Annotated in this window: 12 protein-coding genes; 8 read left to right on the top strand and 4 right to left on the bottom strand. The window is 43.4% G+C overall.

The window, feature by feature from the left end; genetic code table 11:
* Positions 1-574: 574 nt before the first annotated feature.
* The 7 genes from A3739_RS01635 (at position 575) to A3739_RS01610 (ending at position 6,740) form a co-directional block, all read left to right on the top strand.
* On the top strand, positions 575-1,510 hold the full coding sequence (locus A3739_RS01635) for a hypothetical protein (RefSeq protein WP_068480827.1): 936 nt from the start codon (positions 575-577) through the stop codon (positions 1,508-1,510).
* A gap of 30 nt (positions 1,511-1,540) precedes the next feature.
* Positions 1,541-1,717: a hypothetical protein gene (locus A3739_RS28545; RefSeq protein WP_156502239.1), complete on the top strand. Its 177-nt coding sequence runs from the start codon at positions 1,541-1,543 to the stop codon at positions 1,715-1,717.
* Between the two features lie 176 nt (positions 1,718-1,893).
* On the top strand, positions 1,894-3,009 hold the full coding sequence (locus tag A3739_RS01630; protein ID WP_068480830.1) for a branched-chain amino acid ABC transporter substrate-binding protein: 1,116 nt from the start codon (positions 1,894-1,896) through the stop codon (positions 3,007-3,009).
* A 78-nt stretch (positions 3,010-3,087) separates the two neighbouring features.
* Positions 3,088-4,011 carry a high-affinity branched-chain amino acid ABC transporter permease LivH gene (livH, locus tag A3739_RS01625; RefSeq protein WP_068480833.1) on the top strand — a complete coding sequence of 308 codons (924 nt, stop codon included), beginning with the start codon at positions 3,088-3,090 and terminating at the stop codon, positions 4,009-4,011.
* Entirely contained in the window at positions 4,011-5,279 is a 1,269-nt protein-coding gene (locus tag A3739_RS01620; protein ID WP_068480836.1) for a high-affinity branched-chain amino acid ABC transporter permease LivM, read from the top strand. The genes livH and A3739_RS01620 overlap by 1 nt, the downstream gene beginning before the upstream one ends.
* On the top strand, positions 5,269-6,039 hold the full coding sequence (gene livG / locus A3739_RS01615; RefSeq protein WP_068480839.1) for a high-affinity branched-chain amino acid ABC transporter ATP-binding protein LivG: 771 nt from the start codon (positions 5,269-5,271) through the stop codon (positions 6,037-6,039). The genes A3739_RS01620 and livG overlap by 11 nt, the downstream gene beginning before the upstream one ends.
* Positions 6,039-6,740: an ABC transporter ATP-binding protein gene (locus A3739_RS01610; RefSeq protein WP_068480842.1), complete on the top strand. Its 702-nt coding sequence runs from the start codon at positions 6,039-6,041 to the stop codon at positions 6,738-6,740. Before livG ends, A3739_RS01610 begins: the two co-directional genes overlap by 1 nt.
* 19 nt (positions 6,741-6,759) lie before the next feature.
* Here the strand turns inward: A3739_RS01610 and A3739_RS01605 are convergent, their stop codons facing one another.
* The 3 genes from A3739_RS01605 to A3739_RS01595 are packed head-to-tail and all read right to left on the bottom strand — an operon-like array spanning position 6,760 to position 9,666.
* On the bottom strand, positions 6,760-7,632 hold the full coding sequence (locus A3739_RS01605; RefSeq protein WP_068480845.1) for a sterol desaturase family protein: 873 nt from the start codon (positions 7,630-7,632) through the stop codon (positions 6,760-6,762).
* A gap of 40 nt (positions 7,633-7,672) precedes the next feature.
* Complete coding sequence (locus A3739_RS01600; protein ID WP_068500025.1) at positions 7,673-8,941, bottom strand: valine--pyruvate transaminase; 1,269 nt, start codon at positions 8,939-8,941, stop codon at positions 7,673-7,675.
* Positions 8,941-9,666: a hypothetical protein gene (locus A3739_RS01595; RefSeq protein WP_068500023.1), complete on the bottom strand. Its 726-nt coding sequence runs from the start codon at positions 9,664-9,666 to the stop codon at positions 8,941-8,943. Before A3739_RS01595 ends, A3739_RS01600 begins: the two co-directional genes overlap by 1 nt.
* A 128-nt stretch (positions 9,667-9,794) precedes the next feature.
* Here A3739_RS01595 and A3739_RS01590 point away from each other — a divergent pair, with 128 nt between their 5' ends.
* Positions 9,795-10,517 carry an SIMPL domain-containing protein gene (locus A3739_RS01590; RefSeq protein WP_068480854.1) on the top strand — a complete coding sequence of 241 codons (723 nt, stop codon included), beginning with the start codon at positions 9,795-9,797 and terminating at the stop codon, positions 10,515-10,517.
* Here the strand turns inward: A3739_RS01590 and A3739_RS01585 are convergent.
* A partial coding sequence (locus A3739_RS01585) for a DMT family transporter (RefSeq protein ID WP_068500021.1) occupies positions 10,510-11,324 on the bottom strand: 815 nt, incomplete at its 5' end. The genes A3739_RS01590 and A3739_RS01585 overlap by 8 nt on opposite strands.

Raw genomic sequence — 11,324 nt, 5'->3', positions numbered from 1 at the left:
AATTAGGTGTTAACTTCTCGCTTATTTCCAACCCTTTTGAAGGGTCTTCCCTCAAGCGAGGCGCGAATTATATAGATCTTAATTCGCCGGTCAACTACTTTTTTTGATCTTTCTGATTTTATTTTTGAGCTCGTTTTCAACACTTAAATAAGCAACAAAAACTTCTCAAAAATCACCAGAAACAAAGATCAAAAATTACGCTAGAAGACCTTCACTTCTCACCTCAATTTCGACTCCCTTAGGTGCCTCCCTCAAAGCGAGCGAGCATTTTAAATATCTCGCTTTGGATAGCAAGTGTTTTTCTTAAAAGTTTCGATCATCATTTAAAGTCACTATTTACCCACGAGCAAGCCAACCAAACCACTAGCATTTAGAAATATGATCAACCCTCATTCACGATTGTTTTAAGTTCTCTTCTATGTTTCCGCACCAGTTAGCAGCATATTTACACCTCAGTCTCTAAACTTCTGTTAATGCGCACAAAAATAACGCACACGATATCGATTTAATTAGCGAGTAGCCCCATATAAAGGAGCGCGTTCTTTTATCTTCTGTTCTTACTTTCGACAAAGCATTGAAGATCGCAAGTTTACTTCAGAACTTAGATATTGATGGCAATCCTGATAACGGAATCAACCTAGGTAATGCTGACCAAGAATTAGAAGATAGCCGACTCGACATCTGCGCATTCAAGGCCACAGACTTTGCTGCCTCGTCCAATATCGCTAGCATAAGAGAGCAACTCGGACTTACAGGGCCTGTTCGCTCATTGCAGCGAAATGTCGCCCATTTATACGATAGTCTCGGGATTGAAGTTCAAGCAGACAATATCGCTCAAAGTGCTCAAAAATCAGGGAGCACCCAAACGCAAAATACCTATTTTGAATACGATGATAGCGGCCGGCTAATCTCCGAACGAACAGAAAACCAGTCAGGCGGCGAAGATTTTGTTGTTTCTTACTCATATGATGAAGATGGTCGTATTGAAGAGAAGACCAATACACGCCAACAACTCCTCGAAACATTTACCTACTCTGACTCGGGGAAAATAACTTCACGAAACGCGTTCCGAGACAATGGCTCAGACTCAAGTGAATCCTACACCTATAAGAATGACGAACTGGTTTCATTTTCATACGACGACGGCAATGATGGAAGTATCGATAAACTGACGTTGTATGATCGCTCTGTTGCTAATCAAGTTACGACACGTATATACAACAACGGCGATTCTTCAAGTACTCCTAGCACAGTCATCGAAGAGACTTATTTCCCTGACGACTTGCTTGCCGTTTACTCTGATGACAAAAACAATGATGGGACACCCGATTTAATCGTGTCTTACAGCTATGACGCACAGGAAAATAAATCAGTATTCAGCGTTCCGATTAATGACCAAGGAAGCGAAACGAGCTACGACGAATTCGAATACTCTGGCGACTTATTCATCAAATACATCAAATATCTCAATGGCCAGATTGTTTACCAAGAACGTTATACGTATGACTAGAACAACAATCGCACGAGTGTCGATAAAGATATGAATGGTGATGGTTTGTTTGACCAATTCGCTCAATATCGCTATGACTCCTCGGGCAACAGAATATCCTCGGCTGAAGATTTCAACGGCAACGGCATCGCCGATAAATATTGGTCTAAATCCTTTGAAACGACCAGCCTCTCTAACCCATGGGATGCAATATTTGGGCAGTTTTAACGCATCACGAATAGCGCTTTACAAAATTAATGTAGAGCGAAGATGCTTAAACTTCCCTATCCTTTCTATTCTTTGTAGTATTGACGTGTTAGGGCGCGGCTTTCGTCGTATCTAAAGTCCCCTTATGAAACAATTAAGACTGAAGCGAATTTTTCGCACATTTCAAGGAACAATAAATGAGTTCAAATAAGAAATTCCTAAAATTAGGCGCTGCAGCATTGCTTGCAGGTGCAGCAAGTGTCGCAAGTGCTGAAACAATCAAAATTGCTTTAGCAGGACCAGTAACAGGACCCGTTGCTCAATACGGCGATATGCAAATGATCGGCTCAAAAATGGCGATCCAAAAGATCAATGAAGCTGGCGGCGTAAATGGCGCTCAACTAGAAGGAATTGTATACGACGACGCATGTGATCCAAAGCAAGCTGTTGCGGTTGCTAACAAAGTAGTTAATGACGGTATCAGCTTCGTAGTTGGTCACTTATGCTCAAGCTCTACTCAACCGGCTTCAGACGTTTATGAAGACGAAGGTATTTTGATGGTAACAGCGGCGTCTACAAGCCCTGACATCACTACACGTGGTTACCAAATGGTTTTCCGTACGATTGGCCTAGATAGCCACCAGGGACCAGTAGCAGGCAACTACATTGCTGACAAAATCAAGCCTAGCAACGTTGCGATCATTCACGACAAGCAACAATATGGCGAAGGCATTGCTACTTCAGTAAAAACAACGCTAGAAGAAAAAGGCGTTAATGTCGTTATGTTTGAAGGTATTACTTCTGGCGACAAAGACTTCTCTTCACTTATTGCAAAACTTCAAAAAGCAAATGTCGACTTCGTCTACTACGGCGGCTACCATCCAGAGCTTGGTCTAATTTTGCGTCAATCAGCTGAAAAAGGCTTTAAAGCACAATTTATGGGTCCAGAAGGTGTTGGTAACAATGATATCAATGCAATTGCAGGTCCTGCGTCTGAAGGTTTGCTAGTAACACTTCCACCAAGCTTCGACAAAAACCCAGCAAACGCAGACTTGGTTAAGTCTTTTGTTGACGTGGGTCAGGACGCAAGCGGTGCGTTCGTATTGACAGCTTACTCAGCGGTTCAAGTACTTGCAGATGCAATGGTCAAAACAGGCGGTACTGACACTGACGCAATGCAGAAAGCAATGCGTGAAATGACTTTCAGCACGCCAACAGGTGATATCCAGTTTGACGAGAAAGGCGATCTTAAGCAGTTCGACTTTGTTGTTTACAACTGGCACCAAGATGGCTCAAAAACTGAAGCCAAGTAAACACAAGTAGTTAGAGTAATTAGAACACCTGCTCTCTACTGAGAGTGGGTGTTTTTTTTGGTAACAAGGTAGGGATAGATGCTAGAAGCATTCTTATATTTCATACAACAAATACTCAATGGACTGACGATTGGTAGTACTTATGCGTTAATCGCGATCGGTTACACCATGGTTTACGGCATTATTGGCATGATCAACTTCGCGCATGGTGAAGTGTACATGATCGGCACCTATGTCAGCTTTGTCGTGATAGCAGGACTAACGATGTTAGGCATCGAATATGTTCCTATTATTATCCTCGCTGCACTCACAATAGCCATTATTGTATCGAGTTCTTTCGGCTGGGCGATTGAAAGAACAGCATATAGACCTCTGCGCGGAGCGAATCGATTAATTCCTTTAATCTCTGCAATTGGTATGTCTATCTTTCTACAAAACTTTGTAGTGAATGCGCAAGGCGCTCGCGATGTTGCGATTCCTCCTATGATTAGTGGCGGTTGGACTTTCGGTACTGAAAACTTCCAAGCATCTCTGTCTTACATGCAGCTGATTATTTTTATAGCGACATTTATCTGCATGTCGGCACTCACATTATTTATTTCTAAGTCACGAATGGGACGAGCATGTCGCGCTGTTGCTGAAGACATCAAGATGGCAAATCTGCTTGGCATTAATACTAACCGAGTGATCTCTGCAACATTTGTCATTGGCGCTTCTTTAGCGGCTGTCGCGGGCTTATTACTTGGCCTTTATTACGGCGTTGCCAATCCACATATTGGTTTTATTGCCGGACTGAAAGCATTTACCGCAGCGGTACTTGGTGGCATTGGGAGCATTCCTGGCGCTATGCTCGGCGGAATTATTCTAGGTTTAACGGAAAGCTTAACTGCAGCGTATATTAGCTCAGAATGGAAAGACGCCGTGTCATTTAGTCTTCTCGTTCTAATCCTCTTATTTAAGCCGACTGGCTTACTAGGCAAACAAGAGGTTGAGAAAGTCTAATGAAATCGAATTTCAGTCATGCAGTATTTACTGCAATCATCACCTTAATCGTGTCCTTCCCTTTACTGGGCCTCAACTTGGTTACAGGCGGCACTTCAATGTCTATTGAAGGTGCGGGGCCAACGACTTGGATGTATATCGGTGCTGCCGTTGCGATCGTATTTTTCTTCCAATTATTCAGAGACCAGTTCACTGGATTATTTAGCCACATTCCTAAACCAAGTTTTAATACCGGTTATCAATCACTAGAACCGGCGAAGAAAGCAAAATTAGAAAACTGGTTTACTTTCGCAATCATTTTGATCGCGCTAGTTTGGCCGTTTATGGTGAGCCGTGGCTCTATCGACCTCGCAACTCTGGTACTTATCTATGTGATGTTAGGCCTTGGCTTGAACATCGTTGTCGGCCTAGCGGGCTTGTTAGACTTAGGCTACGTAGCATTCTACGCAGTGGGTGCATACAGCTATGCCCTACTATCTCTGTATTACGACATCTCATTCTGGTTGGCATTGCCGATTGCTGGGATCATGGCCGCTTTGTTTGGCTTCTTACTGGGCTTTCCAGTACTACGCTTGCGCGGAGACTACTTGGCCATTGTAACTCTTGGGTTTGGCGAGATTATCCGTATCTTCCTTCTCAATGCTACATCCCTAACGGGTGGTCCGAATGGTATTGGAGGCATTGATAAACCGACACTCTTCGGTATGGAATTTGGACGCCGCGTAAAAGAAGACGGCAATACACTATTCCATGAAGTCATGGGAATCTCTTACGATTCAACGTACAAAGTTATCTTCCTTTATTTGTTAGCGCTTATCCTTGTCGTCATCACCGTCTTCGTGATCCGTCGACTTGTTCGAATGCCAGTTGGCCGAGCTTGGGAAGCATTGCGCGAAGATGAAATAGCCTGTCGTTCATTAGGTATGAATCGCACCGCGATCAAGCTTTCAGCATTTACAATCGGTGCTGCGTTTGCAGGATTTGCCGGTTGTTTCTTTGCCGCGCGCCAAGGCTTCATCTCTCCAGAGTCATTCACGTTTATTGAATCAGCCATTATCTTGGCGATTGTTGTTCTCGGTGGAATGGGCTCACAAATGGGCGTTATCCTCGCTGCAATTGCAATGACAGTACTGCCAGAGCTAGCTCGTGAATTCCAAGAATACCGAATGTTGATGTTCGGCTTAATGATGGTTCTTATGATGGTATGGCGACCACAAGGTTTGCTTCCTTCAAAACGTCCACACTTGGAGTTAGCAGATGACAAATAAGACACTACTAAACGTATCTGATCTCAGAATGCAGTTTGGCGGACTCGTTGCCGTCAACGGTGTAAACCTGCGTGTTGAAGAGGGTCAAATCGTATCAATCATTGGTCCTAATGGTGCTGGGAAAACAACCGTTTTTAACTGCTTAAGTGGCTTTTATACGCCTACTTCGGGGGTTGTTGAATTTATGGGAGAAGAAATCCAAAAGCTTCCTGATTTCAAAATCTCTCTAAAAGGCATGGTCCGCACCTTCCAACATGTTCGTTTATTTAACGAAATGACCGTGGTTGAGAATTTGTTAGTTGCCCAGCATCGACACTCAAATACCAACCTACTCTCAGGTTTATTCAATACGCCTGCTTATAAGAAGTCTGAAGAACGTGCGATGCACCGCGCGAGATACTGGCTCGACAAAGTGGGGCTGACCGATGTCGCTAACCGCGAGGCGGGCAACTTGTCTTACGGCCAACAGCGCAGACTAGAAATAGCACGCTGCATGGTAACCGAACCGAAGCTGCTTCTACTTGATGAACCTGCGGCTGGCCTAAACCCGAAAGAAACGAAAGACCTAGATAATCTAATTGTTTCGCTCAAAGAAGATTACCACGTATCGGTATTGCTAATTGAGCACGACATGAATCTCGTAATGGGTATTTCAGACAACATTTACGTTATCAATCAAGGAACTCCTCTTGCCTCTGGTACTCCAGAAGAGATCAAAGGAAATCCAGACGTAATCAAAGCATATTTGGGAGAGGTTTGATGTTAGTACTCGATAATGTCCATACCTACTACGGAAAGATTCAAGCACTTAAAGGCGTTTCGTTGAACGTCGATAAGGGTGAAATCGTCACACTAATTGGTGCTAACGGTGCAGGTAAATCTACCCTACTGATGACAGTGTGTGGAGACCCTCGCGCGAGCCAGGGGCGTATTGAATTTGAAGGCAAAGACATATCCAAGACAGATACTGCTGAAATAATGAGAAGCGGCCTTGCCGTTGTTCCAGAAGGTCGCCGTATCTTTTCTGGGCTGACGGTGGAAGAGAATCTACACATGGGTGGTTTTTTCGAGACAAATGAAAGTATCGAAGAGTCTCTCGAGTATGTGTTTGGGTTATTTCCTCGTCTGAAAGAACGCTTTCAACAACGTGGTGGAACCATGTCTGGCGGCGAGCAGCAGATGCTAGCTATCGGCCGAGCACTAATGAGCAAGCCAAAAATGCTCTTTTTGGACGAACCCTCGCTCGGACTGGCCCCTATCATCATTAACCAAATTTTTGAGATTATTGAACAGTTACGCGAGCAAGGCATGACTATCTTTTTAGTCGAGCAAAACGCGAACCAAGCACTTAAGCTTGCTGACCGTGGCTATGTTCTCGAAAACGGCAGTATTGTATTGCAAGACACTGGTGACAACCTGTTGGTCAATGATGAAGTGAAAAAAGCCTATTTAGGCGGATAAACACTCGAAGTAAAGCAGCTCACTGAGCTGCTTTTTTTTCGTCAGCTCGATACCGTTGCTCAACATAAGACGGATGCCTTACAAAGATCGACAGATCTTTATAGCGATATGCATCTTTAAACATATCAATGAACTCATCTAAGTTGAGTCTTAATGGATTAAGTGTCGTGGGCTGTCGAAACGCAACGCCGTACTTTAGTTTTCCTGCTTCAGTCTCATCCCTAAACGTACCAAACAATCTATCCCAGATAATAAACACTCCGCCAAAATTGGTATCCACCTGCTTTTCGTTACAGCCATGATGAACTCGATGATGTGACGGAGTATTAAGGACCCATTCTAAAGGCCCCAAACGTTTGACCGTTTCAGTATGCAAGAAAAACTGATAAGCGAGGTTTGCTTCGATCGCTAGAATCACCCAATCTTTTTCAAAGCCAATTAGCGCTAAAGGCAGCCACCAAAACACCCAACCAAAGTTAAGATCTAACAAGAAGTTTTGTCGCAAAGCTGTTGAAAAATTTAGATTTTTTGATGTGTGATGGGTCGCATGTACCGACCACATCCAGCGTACTTTGTGCATCAAAAAATGATATGCATAGAAAAAGAAATCGACAGCCAAAAACAAAAAAACAAGACTAAAAGCTGTCACATCTGGAGAATACTGAAACCCGTACTCACGTACATAGTCATAAAAAACTTGGATGAAAAGCGCGATAGCAATACCGTCAACGACTTTATACATAGCACCCGTCGTCATATTACTTAGTGTCTCCTTCCAGTGATATGACTGACGATTTTGTCGCGACAGAACCCACATTTCAATACCAATCACGCTCAAAAATATAGAGCCAAATATCGCAATAAACATCAACGCATGAATTACATCATCCATCTTCGTTCCTTCTTTTTATTTTATATTGTCTCTCACAGTACTAGTTTTCGTAGGCTTCTCGCAAGGTATCGGCGAGAACCTCTAAGCCTCTTTTCACTTTCTCTTTATCCTGAGAATATGTAACTCGAAGACATTCGCGGCTATGTCGCCATTCGTTTTTGTCTTTATCACTTAAACCCGGGAAGAAATGATGGCCAGAAACAACTAAAACACCACGTTGCTTTAAGCGCTCATACAGATTTTGACTATCGACGGGACAACCCTCCATCCAAACCCATAAAAACATGGCTCCTTCGACCTTGTGGAGCGACACAGGTAAATCACGACATAGCGTTTTGAAGTAATCTTCAGCCCAAACAGCTTTCTCAGCATAATAGGGTTTTACGTGATTCTGACTCAGCGACAATATTTCGCCCGATTTCACCAGCTCATGTGCCAGCATCGGGCCAAAGCTCCCAGTTGAAAGGTTCATCACCGCATTCATTCCGGACAAGTTCTCTATGATGTCTTCGCGCGCGACAACGATACCTGTACGAACAGCCGGCAAGCCCAATTTTGAGAGACTTAAACAAACAACCGTATTGTCATTCCAGTGAGGTGTTACCTCTTCAAAAATTAGATCTGGAAACGGCGTACCGTATGCTCCGTCGATAATAAAAGGCACGTCATTTTGTTTTGCAAGCTGATCCAACCTTGCCACTTCTTTATCGGTCAGGACGTTACCGGTTGGATTAGTTGGCCGCGACACACAGATCGCACCAACGCCTTTATCAATTTCTAAGGAATCGAAATCGACTTTATATTTGAATGTCTGTTGATCAATGCGTTCAATATTTGGTTTAAACGCCCGGAATAAATGATCGTTTAAGCCAGCGTCACTGTACCCGATATATTCTGGAGCAAGTGGCAGCAATATTTGCTTATTATCATCCTTGTTAAAACGCCCACCAAACATATTGAACAACATGAAAAATGCGGCCTGACTGCCGTTTGTCAACGCGATGTTTTTGCGACTAACTGGCCACTGATATTCACGACGCAATAAGTCTGCAATGGCACCAATAAAGTCAATTTCACCTTGTGGCGGATCGTAAATTCCGATCAATCGGCGAAAGGCATCAGGACTGTTCGCCAACTCGGCTAAACGATCACGAAACAGTTCTTCGACGACAGGTATATGAGCCGGATTACCACCTCCCATCATGATCATATCAGACCCAGAATTTAAAGCGTTCCCAAGGTCTTCCATTAATCCTGTAATACCCGATTCACCACCTAATTTGTTGCCAAAATTTGAAAATCTAGCCATTACTTATTACTCGCCGTATTCGTCAAAAACATTGTTATCCATGTACTCACTAAACGCTCATCCGTCGTTTTCTGAAGCGAAGCCATAGCCTGCTTGTATAAATCAGGCGGATATAAAGACTCTCTTAACGACATCAGTTGCTGACTATAATCAACCGTAAATTCTGGATGCCCTTGAAACCCTAACACCCTACCCGGAATGCAAAATGCAGCATTTGGGCAAAAATCACTCCCGTAAAGACGCACCGCAGTCGGCGGCAGACACACGACTTGATCTTGATGACTGTACAACAAGGTGATTGACTCAGGCATATTTTGAAAAAAATCTTGCTGCGTTTGACGGCTATGCGTCATCGCACCAATCCCCCAACCTTTGTCTGATTTTATAGCTTCGCCGCCAAGCACATCGGCAAGTAACTGATGACCGAAACACACTCCAACCATTGGAATATGCATATCATAGATCTCAGATACACAGCGGCGTAAAGGTTCTCGCCAAGCAACTAAGTCATACACACCTGTTTTGCTACCCGTCACTAAGTATGCCTGACACTCAGATACATCTTTCGGTAAGTCACCATCGCAAACTTTATAAATACGAATCTGGTTTATATTTTCATTCGGTGCTATTTGCCTGATCAGGTTTTCAAACATCGCGCCATAGCTGTCGAACTCTTCACGTAACTCTGGTGCGATTTCGTCGCAATCTAAGATTCCTAATACCACTTAAACTCTCTCTGCCTTACCAAAATTTACTGATAGAAACCCAAGCTAGGTCTCAATACTAAATTGATGTTACCTACTAACTTCCCTAGTCTAAACTTATCGCATCATTGAAAGAGGAATATAAAATCATGTCCACCACAATTCGCGAAGTCTTACTTCAATCTCGTCTACTCATCGCGGCTATTTTACTAGCACTTATATCCATCACAGCCCAAGCGAGCGACGATAATGTTATTAGCGTTTCTGCTACTGGCAAAGTGAATGTCACGCCAGACATCGCTAAGTTTGTCTTACTCGTTGAAAAAACAGCTCCCATCGCATCAAAAGCAAAACAGCTTACAAATGATTCCGTTAGTCAGCTTCTCAGTAACTTTAAACGATACAACATCGATAAAGACACTATCGATAGCGGCCAAATTAGCGTATCACCTACCTATAACTATGATGACGGCAAACAAAGTTTGACGGGTTATCGAGTGGTCCGCACGGTACTCTTTGAGCTCAATAACTTGAACCAGTTTGAATCCATTCTTAACGACATCACCGAGTCAGGCGTTACACATATACAATCAATTTCATTCGATACAAAAGATCGAAAGTCAGCACATACCTTCGCTTTAAAAGACGCTGCACAAAAAGCACGCGAAGCAGCGCTTACGATAGCGGAATCTTTCCGCGTAAAGCTTGGCAAGCTCGCACATGTTGAACACAACATGGATCAACAAAGAAATGTGCGCCCGATGCGTGCGATGGCATTCAGTGCCGACGCAGCGGAGTCGTCTAATAGCAGCTATGAAATCAAAGACATCGAAATTCGCGCACACATCATCGCTAGTTTTTTGATCAAATAACGGAGTCTTCTGACGTTTGCCCCGTATTCGCGGGGCTCGCAAGAATCAACTTGTAATAAAACAAGAATAAGCCCGATAAAATTAAGGCAGTGCCGCAAATCACATTCACCCCAATCGATTCATTATTAATTTGAGCTCCTAACATCAATGCAAGCGCAGGTGTAAGTAATGTCATCATTGCCACAGAAGACGCACCAGCCTCTTTCAACAAGTAAAAGTAAGCGCAAAAGCCAAGCAATGAACCAAAAATAGCCAAGTAAATGATCGCGTGAACCGAACGACTATTAATATCAAACATCGGTAAATCACCATCCAGAAGTAGCCAAGCGATAAAGAACAGAGGCAAAGACACCAATAAACTTGCAACTGTCGTGGATAAGGGATGGCCTTTAAATCCAATCTTTTGGACCTTCACTCCGCTATAGCTGTAGAGAACCACTCCGCTAAGCAATAAGGCAATCCCCAACAATCCGTTTTGTGATAACGAAATCGTATCAACAGAAACAAGAATTAGACCAAACAAGGCCATTATAAATGCGATGATTTTGTGCTTCTGAAAGTTGTCTTCACCAAGCATAAAAAAGGCAAAAATAGCCGATATCATTGGCGATAAGGCAAACAATACCGATATCAAACCGGACGGAATATACTGAGCAGCACTATACACACAAAGCATTGCTCCTGCGATACCTAACTGAGCATATGAATAGGTCGCGATAGAATGTTTTGTCCATACAATGCGTACACGTAAAATCGCCAATAGAAGTAGCCCTACGATCACAGCTAATGCCATTCGCAGTCCAAGGG

The organism is Oleiphilus sp. HI0067 (assembly GCF_001635735.1).
The sequence above is the reverse complement of the archived record's forward strand: the minus strand, read 5'-3'. Positions and strand labels throughout refer to the sequence as shown.